Here is a 15,610-nt window from a genome sequence, read left to right as displayed (position 1 = left end):
CGCCCCGTCTCGGCAGCTTTCAACTCCCCTCTGACGCCTGCCTGCCGGGCCTGGGAATTGAAAGCGCCCCTCCCTCGCCCCATCGCCTCAGTCATTTCACGGGAGTGAGCCATGCTCAATATCTTTACGCTCGCCAACGGTCGCCTTGTCCAGGAAGAGATCGAATCGCTGGAGGAGCTCTCCAAGTTCCAGCCGATCTGGGTCGACCTCGAATCGCCCACGCTCGAGGAAAAGCGCTGGATCAAGCAGTACTACGGCCTCTCGATTCCCGAAGACGCGATGGACGAGGACATCGAGGAATCGGCCCGCTTCTACGAAGAGGACAACGGTGAACTGCACATCCGCTCCGACTTTCTGATCGACGACGACGAAGACCCGCGCTCGGTGCGCGTCGCGTTCATCCTGAACCAGCACAACGCCGAGCTTCGCAGCCGCGGCGTGCTGTTTTCGATCCACGACGAAGACGTGCCGGTGTTCCGACTGCTGCGCATGCGTGCGCGCCGCGCGCCGGGGCTGATCGAAGACGCGAAGGAAGTGCTGCTCAAGCTGTTCGACGCCGACGCCGAGTATTCGGCCGACACGCTCGAGAACATCTACGACGAACTCGAGATCGCGGGCAAGAAGGTGCTCGAAGGCAACGTGAGCGACGAGCTGGCCGGCGAGGTGCTGGGTGCCATCGCGCGGCAGGAAGACTTGAACGGCCGCATCCGCCGCAACGTGATGGACACGCGCCGCGCGGTGAGCTTCATGATGCGCAGCCGCATGCTCAATGCCGAGCAGTTCGAAGAGGCGCGGCAGATCCTGCGCGACATCGAGTCGCTGGACAACCACACGGCCTTCCTGTTCGACAAGATCAACTTCCTGATGGATGCAACCGTCGGTTTCATCAACATCAACCAGAACAAGACCATCAAGATCTTCTCGGTGGCCAGCGTGGCGCTGCTGCCGCCCACGCTCATCGCGAGCATCTACGGCATGAACTTCAAGTTCATGCCCGAGCTCGACTGGTCGCTGGGTTATCCGTATGCCCTGGCGCTGATGGCGGCCAGCGCGCTCGTGCCGATGTGGTACTTCCGCCGGCGCGGCTGGCTCAAGTAGCTCAAGTACCGGCGGGCGCTTCGCCGGAAGGCGGCAGCGTGGCCAGCCACGCGCCGACCAGCGCAAGGCCGTAGCGGCTCGCCACCTCGACGACAAAGCGGGCGAAGTCGCCATGCGCCTCGTCGTCGGCGCGGTCCGAAATGGTGCGCATGGCCGCGAACGGCACGTTGTAGTCATGGCACACCTGCGCCATCGCGGCGCCTTCCATTTCCACCGCCAGCGCGTCGGGCAGGTCGCGCCGGAGCGCTTCGCTTTCGGCGCTGGTCGATACGAAGCGGTCGCCGCTCACCAGCAGGCCGCGGTGCACCTTGGGCGCTTTGATGCCGAACTTGTCGAGCGCCTGCTGGCCGACCAACGCGACCGGGTCGCGCAGCACCTGCGTCGCCACGACCGAAAGCGCATCGGCGATGGCGGCATCGGCCGGGAAGCGCGCCATGCCCATGAGCGGCACTTCGTACTTCGGAAAGATCGGGGATGCATCCAGATCGTGCTGCAGCAGCTCCGACGCGACCACCACGTCGCCCACATTCACGCCCGGCGCAAGCCCGCCGGCAACGCCCGTGAACACGATGGCCCGCACGCCGAAGCGTTCGAGCAGCACCGTGGCCGTGACCGCAGCAGCGACCTTGCCGATGCGCGACAGCACCGCCACCACCGGCTGGCCGTGCAGGTGGCCGACCCAGAAGTCGCGCCCCGCCACACGCACGCGCTGCTCGTCGGGCATCTGCGCGAGGAGCGCGCTGAGCTCCTCATGCATGGCCGCGACGATGGCAACGGGTGCGCTCATCGGCTACTTGATGTCCACGCCGTAGAAGGTGTGGCGCCCGAACGGGCTGAGCTTGAAGTCGACCACTTCCTTGCGCACCGGCTTCAGCTGCACCGCGTGCGCAATGGTGAACCATGGCGCCTGCTCCTTGAAGATGACTTGCGCCTTCTTGTAGAGCGCATCGCGGTCGGCCTGCTTGGTTGCGGTCTTGGCCTTCAGCACGAGATCTTCATAGGGCTGGTAGCAGAACTTCGAGATGTTGCTGCCGCTTGCGGATTGCGCAGACGCACACCCCAGCAACGTGTAGAGGAAGTTGTCAGGGTCACCGTTGTCGCCTGTCCAGCCCAGCATGCCCATCTGGTGCTCGCCGGCCTGCAGGCGCTTGCGGTACTCGCCCCATTCGAAGCTCTTGATCTCGGCCTTGACGCCGATCTTGGCAAGGTCGGCCTGCATCAGCTCGGCAATGCGCTTGGCATTCGGGTTGTAGGGGCGCTGCACCGGCATGGCCCAGAGGTCGGTGCTGAAGCCATCGGCCAGGCCGGCCTGCGCGAGCAGCTTCTTGGCCGCTTCAGGGTCGTAAGCGTCGTCCTTGGTCGCGTCGTTGTAGGACCACATGGTCGGCGGAATGGGGTTCTTCGCAGCCACGCCCGTCGACAGGTACACGCCGTCGATGATCGCCTTCTTGTTGATCGCCATGTTGATGGCCTTGCGCACGCGCACGTCGTCGAAGGGCTTCTTCGTGGTGTTGTACGAGAGGTAGCCCACGTTGAGGCCGGGCTGCTCCAGCAGTTGCACGTTCGGGTCCTTGCGGATGGCGTCGAGGTCGGCCGGGTTCGGGTACGGCATCACGTGGCACTCGCCCTTCTGCAGCTTGGCCCAGCGCACCGAGGCGTCGGGCGTGATCGCGAACACCAGGTCGTCGATCTTGGCCTTGCCGCCCCAATACTGCGGAAAGGCCTTGAAGCGGATGACCGCATCCTTCTGGTACTGAACCAGGTAGAACGGACCTGTGCCGATCGGGTCCTGGTCGACCTTCTCGGGCGTGCCCGCCTTGAGCATGGCAATGGCGTATTCCTTCGACTGGATGCCCGCGTACTGCATTGCAAGGTTGGCGAGGAACGGCGCCTCGGCCTTGTTGAGCACGATCTTGACCGTGTACTCGTCGATGCGGTCGACCGACTTCAGCAGCTTGGGCATGCCCATGTCGTTGAAGTAGGAGTGGTTCTGGCTCGTGACCTTGAAGAACGGATCGCTCTCCTTCCACTGCCGCTCGAGCATGAAGATGAAGTCGTCGGCGTTGAAGTCGCGCGTCGGCTTGAAGCTCTTGCTGGTGCTGTGCCACTTCACGCCCTTGCGCAGGTGAAAGGTGTACTGCGTGCCGTCGGTTGAGATGTCCCATTTTTCGGCCAGGCCCGGCACGACCTTGGTGCCGCCCCGCTCGAATTCGACGATGGTGTTGTAGACCTGCGTGGTCACGTCGAACGAGGTGCCGGTGGTGTTCACACCCGGATAGAAGTTCTCGGGGCTTCCCTCCGAGCAATAGACGAGCGTCTTGGCGGACACGGCTCCGCCGGCCAGGGTGAGCACGGCGAGTGCCGCCGGCGCGAGCAAGGCGGCGAGCTTTCGCGATTGGCGCGAAGCGAATGGCTGGGTCTTCATGGGAACTCCTTCAGGCACGGTGGAAGAGAACTAGAGATTCGTCGCCACGGGCGCGGCGAACGGCGGAGACAACGGCGCATCGGCGCGAACCGGTGGCGAGCCGTCGAGAAACTTCTCGGCGTAGTGGCAGGCCACCAGCCGCTCGTCGAGCGCGCGCAGCGGGGGCCGCTCGTCGCGGCAGCGCTGCGTCACATGCGGGCAGCGCGTGCTGAAGACGCAGCCCGTGGGCGGGTTGAGCGGCGAAGGCAACTCGCCCTTGAGCACGATGCGCTGGCTGCTCAGACCAGGCGTGGAAGCGAGCAGCGCCTGCGTGTAGGGGTGCAGCGGCCGCGCAAAGATGCGCGCCTTGGGCCCTTGCTCCACCGCATGGCCGAGGTACATCACCAGCACGTCGTGCGCAATGTGCCGCACCACGCCGAGGTCGTGCGAGATGAAGAGATAGGCCAGGCCGAGCTCGGCCTGCAGATCGGCCAGCAGGTTCAGCACCTGCGCCTGGATCGACACATCGAGCGCCGACACCGGCTCGTCGGCCACCAGCAGGCGCGGCTCCAGCATGAGCGCGCGCGCAATGGCAATGCGCTGGCGCTGGCCGCCCGAAAACATGTGGGGATAGCGGTTCGCGTATTCGGGCCGAAGCCCCACGCGCGCCAGCATGTCGCGGGCCTTGGCGGCACGCTCCGGCTTGCCAAGACTCGTGTTGATGGCGAGCGGGTCCTCGAGCACCGTACTGATCTTCTTGCGCGGGTTCAGCGACCCGTAGGGGTTCTGGAACACCAGCTGCACGGCCTGCCGCAGCTCGCGCCGCTGGTCGGGGTGGGGGCTGACGGCATCGTGGCCGACCAGCGTGAGCTGCCCGGCGGTCGGCTTTTCAATCAGCGCGACCATGCGCGCGAGCGTGGACTTTCCGCAGCCCGATTCGCCGACGACGGCGAGCGTACGGCCGCGCTCGATGCGAAAAGAAATATCGCCCACCGCGCGCAACTGCGCCGGTGGACGAAACAGCCCGCGCCGCACGTCGTAGGTGCGCTGCAGGTTGCGCGCCTCCACGACGACGTCGCCCGGCAGCGCGCTCACGACAATGCCTCCACCACCTTGGGCCGGTCCGCCTCGATGGCCGCCATGCGCCCGGGCTCGCCGAGCGGAAAGTGGCAGCGCACCTGGGCGCCTGGCTGCGATGGCGCCGCGCGCAGCGCCGGCCTCACGTTGCAGGCCTTCGTCGTCACGTAGCTACAGCGCGGCGCAAAGAGGCAGCCCTCCGGCCGGTCGTGCACGCCCGGCACCACGCCCGCGATGGTGGCGAGCCGGCCCTCCGGCGCGGCGCGTTCGGGCAGAGCCGCCAGCAAGGCCTCGGTGTAGGGGTGCTGCGGGTTTGCAAAGAGGCGATCCACGCGCTGCTGCTCCATGACCTGGCCTGCATACATCACCGCAATGCGCTGCGCCATTTCGCTGACCACGCCCATGTTGTGCGTGATGAGCACCAGCGCCATGCCGCGCTCTTTCTGCAGCTCGCGCAGCAGGTCCAGGATCTGGGCCTGGATGGTCACGTCGAGCGCGGTGGTCGGCTCATCGGCGATCAGCAGGCGCGGGTTGCAGGCAATGGCCATCGCGATCATCACCCGCTGGTTCATGCCGCCCGAAAGCTGGTGCGGGTAGCTGCCCAGGCGTGACGAGGCGGCGGGTATGCCGACTTGTTCGAGCAGCTCGGTCGCGCGCTTCCTTGCGGTGCGTTTGTCCAGATGCAGGTGCAGCCGCAGCGTTTCCATGAGCTGGAAGCCGATGGTGAAGCACGGGTTGAGGCTGGTGGTCGGCTCCTGGAAGATCATTGCGACTTCCTTGCCCACCAGCGTGCGGCGCGCCTTGTCGGAAATACCGAGCAGCTCCTTGCCTGCAAAGCGCATGTGGTCCGCGCGCACGCGGCCCGGAAAGCCGACGAGCCCCATCAGCGCCATCATCGTCACGCTCTTGCCCGAACCCGATTCGCCGACGATGCCGAGCACCTCGCCTTCCTCGAGCGAAAGGCTCACGCCGTCGACCGCGTGCAGCACGCCGCCCTGGGTGGGGAATTCGACGTGCAGGTCCTTGATGTCCAGGAGCATGTTCATCTCTTGAGCTTCGGGTCGAGCGCATCGCGCAGGCCGTCGCCGAGCAGGTTGAAGGCCAGCACGGCCGCAAGAATTGCCAGGCCCGGAAAAGTGACGACCCACCAGGCCCGCAGCACGAACTCGCGTGCGTCGGCGAGCATCGTTCCCCATTCGGGCGAAGGCGGCTGCGCGCCGAGGCCGATGAAGCCCAGCGCCGCCGCGTCGAGGATGGCGGTCGAGATGCCGAGCGAGGCCTGCACGATCAGCGGCGCCGCGCAGTTGGGCAGCACTTCGCGGAACATCAGCCGCAGCGTGCCGGCGCCGCTCACGCGCGCGGCGGTCACGTAGTCGCGCGAGATCTCGGCAATCACCGCCGCGCGCGTGATGCGCACGTAGTGCGGCAGCACGACGATGGCCACCGCGACCATGGCGTTGATCAGCCCCGGCCCGAGAATCGCCACGATCACGATGGCCATCAGCAGGCTGGGCATCGTGAGCACGATGTCCATCAGCCGCATGATCGCGATCTCCAGCACGCCGCGGAAGAAGCCCGCGACCAGCCCGAGCACCACGCCGACGACCACCGACAGCGCCACCACCGCGACGCCAATGGACAGCGAGAGGCGCGCGCCGTACATCAGCCGCGAAAGAATGTCGCGCCCGATGGCGTCCGTGCCCAGCAGATAGCTCACGGAGCCGCCCTGCTGCCATGCCGGCGGCAGCAGGAAGACGGCGCTGTTGGTCTCGTTGGGCGCATGCGGCGCGATCCACGGCGCGAACAGCGCAACGAACAACAGCAGGACGATGGTGGCAAGGCCGATCACCGCGCCGCGGTTGGCCGAGAAGGCCGTCCAGAACTCGCGCCAGGGCCCGGGGGGTGCCGTACCCCCTGCACTGCTTGAAACTGCGTGTGTCGTTGCCATGGAATCAGTCAGTGCCGGATGCGTGGATTGATGACGCCATAGGTCACGTCGACCAGCAGGTTGATCAGCATCACGATGCCGCCGAGCAGCAGCATGCCGCCCTGCAGCACCGGATAGTCGCGCCGCCCGATGGCCTCGATGAGCCACTTGCCGACGCCGGGCCAGGAGAAGATGGTCTCGGTCAGAATCGCGCCGGTAAAGAGCACGCCCACCTGCAGGCCGATGACCGTGACCACCGGGATCAGCGCGTTGCGCAGCGCGTGCAGCCCCACCACCCGAAACCGCGAAAGGCCCTTGGCGCGTGCGGTGCGGATGTAGTCTTCGCCAAGCACCTCGAGCATGGCCGAGCGCGTCATGCGCGCAATGACCGCAAGCGGCACGGTGCCGAGCACGATCGCCGGGAGAATCAGGTGATGCAGCGCGGACCAGAAGGCGTCGGTCTCGCCGGCGCGCAGCGAGTCGATCAGAAGAAAGCCGGTCTGCGGTTCGACGAAATACTGCACCGAGATGCGGCCTGAAACGGGCGTCCACCCCAGCTGCACCGAGAAGAACAGGATCAGCAGCAGCCCCCACCAGAAGATCGGCATCGAATAACCGGTGAGCGAGGTGGCCATCACGCCGTGATCGAAGATGGAATTGCGGCGCACCGCCGCAAGAATGCCGGCCGGAAGCCCCAGCAGAAGCGCAAAGGCAATTGCGCACACGCCCAGCTCCATCGTGGCTGGGAATAGCGCCAGGAACTCGCTCATCACCGAGTCCTGCGTGATGAGCGACTTGCCGAGATCGCCCTGCAGCACGCGGCCGATATAGATGCCGTATTGCACGATCACCGGCTTGTCGAAGCCGTAGGCCGTGCGCAGCTGGGCGTGGCGCGCAGGGTCGATCCCGCGCTCGCCGGCCATGGTTTCAATGGGGTCGCCCGGCACCAGCCGGATGAGAAAGAAGGCAAGCAGCGTCATGCCGATGAAGGTCGGCACCAGCAAGCTCACGCGCGTGAGTAGGAAGCGAAGCATCGACCCGCAATATGCAAGATCGATGCCGCCGCCCTACCCGGGCCGAACCCTTACTTTTTGGCGTCCCGCAACTCGCGCCGCAGGATCTTTCCTACAGGGGTCTTCGGCATGTCGGTGCGGAACTCCACGATCCTCGGCTGCTTGTAACCCGTTAGGTTTGCTTTGCAGTATTCGCGAACCTGCGCTTCGGTCAGCGAAGGGTCCTTCTTGACGATTACGAGCTTGACGGCCTCGCCGGTCTTCTCGTCGACGATGCCGACCGCGGCGCATTCGAGCACGCCCGGAATCTGCGCCACCACGTCTTCGACCTCGTTCGGGTACACGTTGAAGCCCGACACCAGGATCATGTCCTTCTTGCGGTCGACCACCTTGAAGTAGCCGCGCTCGTCGACCATGCCGATGTCGCCGGTCTTGAAGTAGCCGTCGGCCGTCATGACCTTGGCGGTTTCGTCGGGCCGCTGCCAGTAGCCCGCCATCACCTGCGGGCCCTTGATTGCGATTTCGCCCGGCTGGCCCGGCGGCACCTCGCGGCCCTCGTCGTCGAGCAGCTTGAGCGAGGTGCTCGGCAGCGGCAGTCCGATGGTGCCGGTGTAGGCCTTGCTGTCGGTCGGGTTGCAGGTGGCCGAAGGCGAGGTTTCGGAAAGACCGTAGCCCTCGCAGATGGGGCAGCCGGTTTTCTCGAGCCAGAGCTTGGCCACCGCGGCTTGCACGGCCATGCCGCCGCCGACCGAGACCTTGAGGTTCTTCCAGTTGACGGTGTTGAAATCCGGATGGTTCGCCAGCCCGTTGAACAGCGTGTTGACCGCCGGGAAGGTGTGGATCGTGTGCTTGGAGAGTTCCTTGAGCACGCCCGCCAGGTCGCGCGGATTGGGAATGAGGATGAGCTTGCCGCCCGTGTGCATGCTCAGCATCATGCCCACCGTGAAAGCGAAGATGTGATACAGCGGCAGCGCGCAAACGCCCGTGGGTTGCTCGCCCGCCGGTACCTGCGCCATGGCGGGCTCGTTCCAGGCTTCGGACTGCAGCACGTTGGCAATCACGTTGCGGTGCAGCAGCACCGCCCCCTTCGAAACGCCCGTGGTGCCGCCGGTGTACTGCAGCACGGCCACGTCGTCGGGCCCGATCACCGGCAGCTGCAGCGTGCGGCCCGCGCCCTGGTCGAGCGCATCGTTGAAGCGCACCGCGCCGGGCAGGCTGAAGTGCGGCACCAGCTTCTTGACGTTGCGCACCACGTAGTTGACCAGCGCACCTTTCAGAAAACCGAGCCGGTCGCCCATGGCCGCCAGCACGATGTGCTTGATGGGCGTGGCCGCGATGCATTGCTGCAGCGTGGTGCCGAAGTTCTCCATGATGATGATGGCCTTGGCGCCCGAATCCTTGAGCTGGTGCTCGAGTTCGCGCGGCGTGTACAGCGGGTTCACGTTCACCAGGATGAGGCCGGCGCGCAGGATGGCCGCCACCGCAATCGGGTACTGCGGGCAATTGGGCATCATGACCGCGACCCGGTCGCCCTTGGCCAGTGCCAGGCCTTGAAGGTAAGCCGCGAACGCCCTGCTGAGCTTGTCGGTCTCCCCGTAGCTCACGTCCTTGCCCATGAAGCTGTAGGCCGTGCGGTCGGCGTACTTGGCGAAGCTCTCTTCCATGAGCGCCACCAGCGACTGGTACTGGGAAGGATCGATATCGGCAGGCACGCCTTGCGGGTAGCTGCCGAGCCAGGGACGATCGGTCATGGATGTGTCTCCTCCAAAAATCGGGTATTTGAAAAACGAAAACGGCGCACTTGATGGCGCCGCGATGATCTGGCCCGCGCTGCGCGGGCGCGGAACCTTTGGCCTATTCGATGGCCTTGCCCATATCTTCCACTACTTTTTTCGCATCGCCAAAGACCATCATCGTCTTGTCCATGTAGAAGAGCTCGTTGTCCAGGCCGGCATAGCCCGCCGCCATGGAGCGCTTGTTCACGATCACCGTCTTGGCCTTGTAGGCTTCGAGAATCGGCATGCCGTAGATCGGGCTGCCCTTGGTGTGCGCGGCGGGGTTCACCACGTCGTTGGCGCCCAGGATGATGGCCACGTCGGCCTGGCCGAATTCGCCGTTGATGTCTTCCATTTCGAACACCTGGTCGTACGGCACCTCGGCCTCGGCCAGCAGCACGTTCATGTGGCCCGGCATGCGGCCGGCCACCGGGTGAATGGCGTACTTCACGGTAATGCCCTTGTCGGTGAGCTTTTGCGCCAGTTCCTTCACTGCATGCTGCGCACGTGCCACCGCCAGGCCGTAGCCCGGCACGATGACCACCGTCTCGGCATTGCCGAGCACGAAGGCTGCGTCGTCGGCGCTGCCGCTCTTGACCGGACGCTGCTCCTTCGCGCCGCCTGTGGCTGCGGCTGCGTCGCCGCCGAAGCCGCCCAGGATCACGTTGAAGAACGAGCGGTTCATGGCCTTGCACATGATGTAGCTCAGGATTGCGCCCGAAGAGCCCACCAGCGAACCGGCCACGATCAGCATTGCGTTGTTCAGGCTGAAACCGATGCCCGCCGCCGCCCAGCCCGAGTAGCTGTTGAGCATCGACACCACCACCGGCATGTCGGCGCCGCCGATCGGAATGATGATGAGCACGCCCATCACGAAGGCCAGCGCCAGCATCGCGAAGAAGGCGGGCCAGCTTTCGGTGAACATGAACACCAGGCCCAGCCCGATGGTGGCCACGCCGAGCACCAGATTCAGCATGTGCTGGCCGGCAAACTGCACCGGCGCGCCCTGGAACAGGCGGAACTTGTACTTGCCCGACAGCTTGCCGAAGGCGATGACAGAGCCGCTGAAGGTGATGGCGCCGATCGCCGCACCCAGGAACAGCTCGAGCCGGTTGCCCGCGGGAATCATCTCGCCCTTGGGCGTGATGTTGAAGGCATACGGCTCGGCCACGGCCGCCACGGCGATGAACACCGCGGCCAGGCCGATCATGCTGTGCATGAAGGCGACCAGCTCGGGCATCTTGGTCATCTCGACCTTGTTGGCCATATAGGCACCCAGGCCGCCGCCCAGCACCAGCGCAACCAGCACGTAGCCCAGGCCGGTGAGGCTGCCGCCCGCCAGCTTGTAGATGAGCGCGCCGGTCGTCAGCACGGCAATGGCCATGCCGGTCATGCCGAAGACGTTGCCCCGGATGGAGGTGGTGGGATGGGAGAGGCCCTTCAGGGCCTGGATGAAGCAGATGCTGGCAACGAGGTACAGCAGCGTGACGAGATTCATGCTCACTTGGCGACTCCCTCTTCAGCCTTGGGTGCGGCCTTCTTTTCTTTCTTCTTGAACATCTCGAGCATGCGCCGCGTGACGAGGAAGCCGCCGAAGACGTTCACCGCGGCCAGCGCCACCGCCAGCACGCCCATGGTCTTGCCCAGGCCGGTTTCGGTGAGCGCCGCCGCGAGCATGGCGCCCACGATCACGATGGCCGAGATCGCGTTGGTCACCGCCATGAGCGGCGTGTGCAGCGCGGGCGTCACCGTCCACACCACGTGGTAGCCCACGTAGATGGCCAGCACGAAGATGATCAGGTTGATGACTGTGTGGGAAACGATGTCCATGGGTTCTTCTCCTCGTTCGAACGCTGGGGGGCCGCTTACTTCTTCGTGACCTGGCCGTCGTGCGCAACGCGGCAGGCGGCGACGATGTCGTCCTCGAGGTCGATCTTGAGCGCGCCCTCCTTGGTGACGATGAGCTTGAGGAAGTCCAGCACGTTGCGCGCATAGAGCGCCGACGCATCGGCCGCCACCAGCGCGGGAAGATTGGTTTCGCCCACGATGGTCACGCCGTGCTTCACCACCGTGCGGTCGGCCTCCGACAGCGGGCAGTTGCCGCCCATGCCGTCCGGACCCTTGCCGGCGGCAATGTCGACGATCACCGAGCCGGGCTTCATGGACTTGACCATGTCCTCGGTGATGAGCGTGGGTGCCGCGCGGCCGGGAATGAGCGCGGTGCTGATGACGATGTCGGCCAGCGCCACGCGCTTGGCCACCTCGACCTGTTGGCGCGCGAGCCAGCTCGCGGGCATGGGCTTGGCGTAGCCGCCGACGCCCACGGCGGCTTCTTTCTCCTCGTCGGTGTCGTAGGACACTTCGATGAACTTGCCGCCGAGCGATTCGATCTGCTCCTTCACGCTCGGGCGCACGTCCGAAGCTTCGATGACCGCGCCCAGGCGCTTGGCCGTGGCGATGGCCTGCAGGCCCGCCACGCCCACGCCCAGGATGACCACGCGTGCCGCCTTCACGGTGCCGGCGGCGGTCATCAGCATGGGAAAGAAGCGCTGGTATTTGTCGGCCGCCATGATCACGGCCTTGTAGCCCGCAATGTTGGCCTGCGAGCTGAGCACGTCCATGCTCTGGGCCCGGGTGGTGCGGGGGGCGGCTTCGAGCGCAAAGGCGGTGAGCCCGGCCGTGGCCAGCCGCTGCAGGCCGGCGGCGTCGAAGGGGTTGAGCATGCCAATGACGACGGTGCCCGGCTTCATGAGCGCGGCTTCGGCGTCATTCGGCGAGCGCACCTTGAGCACCATGTCGGCCCCGAAGGCGCCCGCCACGTCGGTGATTTCAGCACCGGCTGCAATGTAGGCGGCATCGGTGACGCTGGCTGCAACGCCGGCTCCGGACTGCACGCGAATCGTGTGCCCCGCAGTGACAAGTTTCTTCACCGTTTCGGGTGTAACGGCCACACGGGTTTCGCCGGCCGTCGTTTCGGCAGGCACGCCTATCAGCATAGAAATCTCCTCAGGGCAAGGGCAACACGGAACGCGGGCAGAGCTTACAGCAAGATTACGGCCACCACTGTCGCCTGAATCGCAGTATCTATTGGCGCTTGATGACCGTGATCATTGCGTTTGTAGCTACATAAATGCTAGCGGTTCCGGGGGCCGGAATCACGGTCGCCCATAGGCAGGCGCAATGAGGCCACGTATGTTGTTTTCATGGGCCGATCAGAACGCAGAGCGCGCGCCTCTCGGAAAAACAGATTTGTTTTCAATTGTTCCCAACTGCTGTCAGTTTGCCGGGATAAAGTTCAATAACGTGCATTAATTGCATGCAACGTTCATTGCCGCAGACGCAGATAGATACACTTCTTCGACAGCACTCAGAGGCTGCACGGTCGGAAGAAGGGGACGGAATGCGTATCGCAGTACTTGATCACGAGCCTGATCAGCTTCACCTGATCAATCAGGCAATGGCGGGGTTCGGGCACGAATGCCACCCTTACACCGAAGGACGGACACTGCTGCAGGCACTGCGCCGGCAAACCTTCGATCTCCTGATTCTCGACTGGGGGTTGCCCGACATCCGGGGCATCGACGTGGTGAAGACCGTCCGTAACGACCTCAAGAGCCGCCTTCCCATTCTTTTTGTCAACGCGGAGCGCGACGACCCCGAGGTGGTTGAAGGGCTCAACGCCGGCGCCGACGACTTCATGGCCAATCCGGACCATGCCAAGGAGCTCGAAGCCCGGGTCAACGCACTCCTGCGCCGGTCTTACCCCGCCCAGCACGAGGTGGAACTGGTGTTCGGCGATTACCACTTCTACCCGCCGTCGCGCGTCCTGAAGGTCAAGGGCGTGCAGGTCGACCTCAAAAACCGCGAGTACGAACTCGCTCTTTTCCTGTTCCAGAACATGGGCCGCCTGCTGTCGCGCGAGCATCTTCATGAGGCAGTGTGGGGTCTTGGCGTGGAGGCGCTCTCACGATCGCTCGACACCCATGTCTCGCGCCTGAGAACCAAGCTCGCCTTGCGCCCGTCGAGCGGGTTCCTGCTGCTGGCCATCTACGGCATGGGCTACAGGCTGGAAACCGTGGAGCCGAACACACGTTCCGGCTTGCTCGCGCGCTAGGCGAAGCGCAGATTGCGCCGCGCGTACCGGCGGCACGGCCACGTTGGCTCGACCAAGCGGGGAATCTCTGCGTAGATACTGTCTCCAATTGCTTGCTTCGACAGCCACAGGAATGAAATCGATGAAACCAACCGCCAGGCGGCTGCTGATTGCCGCGATGTTCTGGAGCCTTCTCGTCGGCGCCGCAGCCGCGCAAGACGTGGAAGCCAGCGACATGGTACGAGGCGGAATCCAGGCAATCCAGATGATCGACCAGGGCAAGGCCGACGAACTCTGGGAGGGTGCCACTCCGGCAACCCGCAAGCGCGTGACCCGCACTGACTTCCTGGCCAGGGTTTCCAGGAGCCGTTCGCCGCTCGGCGCGCCTTTGCAGCGCACATGGGTTGCAGTCAACCGCCAGGCGGTGGCCGACCCGGAAACCGACACGGCCGGCCAGTATGTCAGCATCGAGTACGAGACCCGTTTCAGCAACAAGCCCGACGGCACCCTGCGCGAACTCGTGAGCTTTCACCTGGACCGCGACCGCGTCTGGCGCTTCAGCGGTTATGTGCTGCGCTAGAAAGCCCAAGACGATGACGACCTCGCGCTGGAAACCCAATGTCACCGTGGCTGCGGTCATCGAGCAAGACGGCCGCTTTCTGCTGATCGAGGAGCACACGGCCCAAGGCCTCCGGCTCAACACGCCGGCGGGGCACCTCGACCCCGGCGAATCGCCCGTCGAGGGCTGTGCCCGCGAAACGCTCGAAGAAACCGCCCACGCCTTCACGCCCACCGCGCTGATCGGCATCTACATGGCGCGCTCGAGCCATCGCACCGGCAGCAAGGAAGACGTGACCTACATGCGCTTTGCCTTTGCCGGAACGCTCGGCCCGGAAGAAACAGGCCGGGCGCTCGACGAAGGCATTGTGCGCACCGTGTGGATGAGCGCCGATGAAATTCGCGCCAGCGTGCCGCGCCACCGCAGCCCGCTGCTTTTGCAGTGCGTGGAAGACTATCTGGCCGGGAAGCGGTATCCGCTCGAGCTGATTCACGTCGATGAATCGGTGCGCTGAAGGCTGCAGCGCACGCCTTCGCACGAATCAGACGATGACGCCGCCCCCCAGGCAGCGCTCGCCGTCGTAGAGCACGGCCGACTGGCCGGGCGTGACGGCCCACTGCGGGTCGCCGAAGCGCAGGCTGAAGGCCGCCTCGGCTCCGGCATCGTCCGTTCCGCTCAGATCGCACGGTGCATCGGCCTGGCGGTAGCGCGCCTTGGAGCCGTAGCTGCCCGGTGCGGGCGCCTCGCCGGAGACCCAGCTCGCATCGCCGGCCGTGAGCGCAGAAGACAGCAGCCAAGGATGGTCATGGCCCTGCACCACCCAGAGCGTGTTCTTTTCGACGTCCTTGCGCGCCACGAACCACGGCGAGTGGTCGCCCGAACCACGCTGCGCGCCCTTGTCCTTGACGCCGCCGATGCCCAGCCCCTGCCGCTGGCCCAGCGTGTAGAAGCTCAGGCCCTGGTGCTCGCCGAGCTTGCGGCCGCGGTCGTCTTTGATCGGGCCCGGCTCCTTGGAGATGTAGCGGTTCAGGAACTCGCGGAACGGCCGCTCGCCGATGAAGCAGATGCCGGTCGAATCCTTCTTCTTCGCGTTGGGCAGGCCGATCTCTTCGGCAATGCGGCGCACTTCCGTCTTGTGCAGTTCGCCCACGGGAAACAACGTTTTCGACAGCTGCGCCTGATTGAGCCGGTGCAAAAAGTAGCTCTGGTCCTTGGACGGGTCGAGCCCCTTGAGGAGTTCGTGCCTGCCCGTGGCCTCGTTCAGGCGCACGCGCGCGTAGTGGCCGGTGGCGATTTTCTCTGCCCCCAGGCGCATTGCATGATCGAGAAAGGCCTTGAACTTGATCTCGGCATTGCACAGCACGTCGGGGTTGGGGGTGCGGCCGGCCTTGTATTCACGCAGGAATTCGGCGAATACGCGATCCTTGTAGTCGGCCGCGAAATTGACGTGCTCGATCTCGATGCCGAGCACGTCGGCCACGCTGGCGGCGTCCACGAAGTCGATGTTCGACGAGCAGTATTCGCTGTCGTCGTCGTCTTCCCAGTTCTTCATGAAGATGCCGACCACCTCGTGCCCCTGCTTCTTGAGCAGGTGCGCCGTCACCGCGGAATCGACTCCGCCGCTCAGTCCCACCACGATCCGTTGCTTTTCCATAAGCCCGCCA

General features: G+C 64.9%; 15 protein-coding genes. 4 read left to right on the top strand and 11 right to left on the bottom strand.

Features of this window, described 5'->3' with window-relative positions; genetic code table 11:
- The first annotated feature begins 111 nt into the window (after window positions 1–111).
- Window positions 112–1,098 carry a magnesium/cobalt transporter CorA gene (gene corA, locus GOQ09_RS02225; protein WP_157611686.1) on the top strand — a complete coding sequence of 329 codons (987 nt, stop codon included), beginning with the start codon at window positions 112–114 and terminating at the stop codon, window positions 1,096–1,098.
- Window position 1,099: 1 nt separating this feature from the next.
- Here the strand turns inward: corA and GOQ09_RS02220 are convergent, their stop codons facing one another.
- The 10 genes from GOQ09_RS02220 to GOQ09_RS02175 form a co-directional block, all read right to left on the bottom strand.
- Window positions 1,100–1,885 (bottom strand): 5'-methylthioadenosine/adenosylhomocysteine nucleosidase, encoded by a 786-nt coding sequence (locus GOQ09_RS02220; protein WP_157611685.1) that lies wholly within the window; start codon window positions 1,883–1,885, stop codon window positions 1,100–1,102.
- A 3-nt stretch (window positions 1,886–1,888) separates the two neighbouring features.
- Window positions 1,889–3,523 carry an ABC transporter substrate-binding protein gene (locus tag GOQ09_RS02215; protein ID WP_157611684.1) on the bottom strand — a complete coding sequence of 545 codons (1,635 nt, stop codon included), beginning with the start codon at window positions 3,521–3,523 and terminating at the stop codon, window positions 1,889–1,891.
- Between the two features lie 30 nt (window positions 3,524–3,553).
- Complete coding sequence (locus tag GOQ09_RS02210; RefSeq protein ID WP_278189365.1) at window positions 3,554–4,597, bottom strand: peptide ABC transporter ATP-binding protein; 1,044 nt, start codon at window positions 4,595–4,597, stop codon at window positions 3,554–3,556.
- Window positions 4,594–5,625 carry an ABC transporter ATP-binding protein gene (locus tag GOQ09_RS02205; RefSeq protein WP_157611683.1) on the bottom strand — a complete coding sequence of 344 codons (1,032 nt, stop codon included), beginning with the start codon at window positions 5,623–5,625 and terminating at the stop codon, window positions 4,594–4,596. The genes GOQ09_RS02210 and GOQ09_RS02205 overlap by 4 nt, the downstream gene beginning before the upstream one ends.
- Window positions 5,622–6,527, bottom strand: a complete 906-nt coding sequence (locus GOQ09_RS02200; protein ID WP_157611682.1) for an ABC transporter permease subunit — start codon at window positions 6,525–6,527, stop codon at window positions 5,622–5,624. Before GOQ09_RS02200 ends, GOQ09_RS02205 begins: the two co-directional genes overlap by 4 nt.
- 8 nt (window positions 6,528–6,535) lie before the next feature.
- Window positions 6,536–7,540 carry an ABC transporter permease subunit gene (locus GOQ09_RS02195; protein ID WP_157611681.1) on the bottom strand — a complete coding sequence of 335 codons (1,005 nt, stop codon included), beginning with the start codon at window positions 7,538–7,540 and terminating at the stop codon, window positions 6,536–6,538.
- 50 nt (window positions 7,541–7,590) lie between these two features.
- Window positions 7,591–9,270 (bottom strand): long-chain-fatty-acid--CoA ligase, encoded by a 1,680-nt coding sequence (locus GOQ09_RS02190; RefSeq protein ID WP_157611680.1) that lies wholly within the window; start codon window positions 9,268–9,270, stop codon window positions 7,591–7,593.
- Window positions 9,271–9,373: 103 nt separating this feature from the next.
- Window positions 9,374–10,798, bottom strand: a complete 1,425-nt coding sequence (locus GOQ09_RS02185; protein ID WP_157611679.1) for an NAD(P)(+) transhydrogenase (Re/Si-specific) subunit beta — start codon at window positions 10,796–10,798, stop codon at window positions 9,374–9,376.
- Window positions 10,795–11,124: an NAD(P) transhydrogenase subunit alpha gene (locus tag GOQ09_RS02180; RefSeq protein ID WP_126748827.1), complete on the bottom strand. Its 330-nt coding sequence runs from the start codon at window positions 11,122–11,124 to the stop codon at window positions 10,795–10,797. The genes GOQ09_RS02185 and GOQ09_RS02180 overlap by 4 nt, the downstream gene beginning before the upstream one ends.
- A gap of 35 nt (window positions 11,125–11,159) precedes the next feature.
- Window positions 11,160–12,290, bottom strand: a complete 1,131-nt coding sequence (locus GOQ09_RS02175) for a Re/Si-specific NAD(P)(+) transhydrogenase subunit alpha (protein ID WP_157611678.1) — start codon at window positions 12,288–12,290, stop codon at window positions 11,160–11,162.
- A 404-nt stretch (window positions 12,291–12,694) separates the two neighbouring features.
- Between GOQ09_RS02175 and GOQ09_RS02170 the strand changes: the two genes are divergently transcribed.
- The 3 genes from GOQ09_RS02170 to GOQ09_RS02160 all read left to right on the top strand — a co-directional run bounded on the left by GOQ09_RS02170 (window position 12,695) and on the right by GOQ09_RS02160 (window position 14,460).
- Window positions 12,695–13,408: a response regulator transcription factor gene (locus GOQ09_RS02170; RefSeq protein WP_157611677.1), complete on the top strand. Its 714-nt coding sequence runs from the start codon at window positions 12,695–12,697 to the stop codon at window positions 13,406–13,408.
- A gap of 121 nt (window positions 13,409–13,529) precedes the next feature.
- Window positions 13,530–13,967, top strand: a complete 438-nt coding sequence (locus tag GOQ09_RS02165; RefSeq protein ID WP_157611676.1) for a DUF4019 domain-containing protein — start codon at window positions 13,530–13,532, stop codon at window positions 13,965–13,967.
- Window positions 13,968–13,980: 13 nt separating this feature from the next.
- Entirely contained in the window at window positions 13,981–14,460 is a 480-nt protein-coding gene (locus tag GOQ09_RS02160; RefSeq protein WP_157611675.1) for an NUDIX hydrolase, read from the top strand.
- Between the two features lie 27 nt (window positions 14,461–14,487).
- Here GOQ09_RS02160 and mnmA read toward each other — a convergent pair whose 3' ends face one another.
- Window positions 14,488–15,600 carry a tRNA 2-thiouridine(34) synthase MnmA gene (gene mnmA / locus GOQ09_RS02155; protein WP_157611674.1) on the bottom strand — a complete coding sequence of 371 codons (1,113 nt, stop codon included), beginning with the start codon at window positions 15,598–15,600 and terminating at the stop codon, window positions 14,488–14,490.
- Window positions 15,601–15,610 lie beyond the last annotated feature (10 nt).

It is taken from the genome of Variovorax paradoxus (assembly GCF_009755665.1).
Taxonomy (GTDB): Bacteria; Pseudomonadota; Gammaproteobacteria; order Burkholderiales; family Burkholderiaceae_C; genus Variovorax; species Variovorax paradoxus_G.
Note: the sequence above shows the minus strand (reverse complement) of the source record. Positions and strands in the feature narration are given on the sequence as shown.

What these genes read in the sequence shown, in the direction of transcription:
- GOQ09_RS02175 (WP_157611678.1), bottom strand. Translation starts at nt 12,290, where the DNA reads ATGCTGATAGGCGTGCCTGCCGAAACGACGGCCGGCGAAACCCGTGTG.
- GOQ09_RS02215 (WP_157611684.1), bottom strand. Translation starts at nt 3,523, where the DNA reads ATGAAGACCCAGCCATTCGCTTCGCGCCAATCGCGAAAGCTCGCCGCC.
- GOQ09_RS02160 (WP_157611675.1), top strand. Translation starts at nt 13,981, where the DNA reads ATGACGACCTCGCGCTGGAAACCCAATGTCACCGTGGCTGCGGTCATC.
- GOQ09_RS02190 (WP_157611680.1), bottom strand. Translation starts at nt 9,270, where the DNA reads ATGACCGATCGTCCCTGGCTCGGCAGCTACCCGCAAGGCGTGCCTGCC.
- corA (WP_157611686.1), top strand. Translation starts at nt 112, where the DNA reads ATGCTCAATATCTTTACGCTCGCCAACGGTCGCCTTGTCCAGGAAGAG.
- GOQ09_RS02200 (WP_157611682.1), bottom strand. Translation starts at nt 6,527, where the DNA reads ATGGCAACGACACACGCAGTTTCAAGCAGTGCAGGGGGTACGGCACCC.
- GOQ09_RS02180 (WP_126748827.1), bottom strand. Translation starts at nt 11,124, where the DNA reads ATGGACATCGTTTCCCACACAGTCATCAACCTGATCATCTTCGTGCTG.
- mnmA (WP_157611674.1), bottom strand. Translation starts at nt 15,600, where the DNA reads ATGGAAAAGCAACGGATCGTGGTGGGACTGAGCGGCGGAGTCGATTCC.
- GOQ09_RS02170 (WP_157611677.1), top strand. Translation starts at nt 12,695, where the DNA reads ATGCGTATCGCAGTACTTGATCACGAGCCTGATCAGCTTCACCTGATC.
- GOQ09_RS02195 (WP_157611681.1), bottom strand. Translation starts at nt 7,540, where the DNA reads ATGCTTCGCTTCCTACTCACGCGCGTGAGCTTGCTGGTGCCGACCTTC.
- GOQ09_RS02220 (WP_157611685.1), bottom strand. Translation starts at nt 1,885, where the DNA reads ATGAGCGCACCCGTTGCCATCGTCGCGGCCATGCATGAGGAGCTCAGC.
- GOQ09_RS02205 (WP_157611683.1), bottom strand. Translation starts at nt 5,625, where the DNA reads ATGAACATGCTCCTGGACATCAAGGACCTGCACGTCGAATTCCCCACC.
- GOQ09_RS02165 (WP_157611676.1), top strand. Translation starts at nt 13,530, where the DNA reads ATGAAACCAACCGCCAGGCGGCTGCTGATTGCCGCGATGTTCTGGAGC.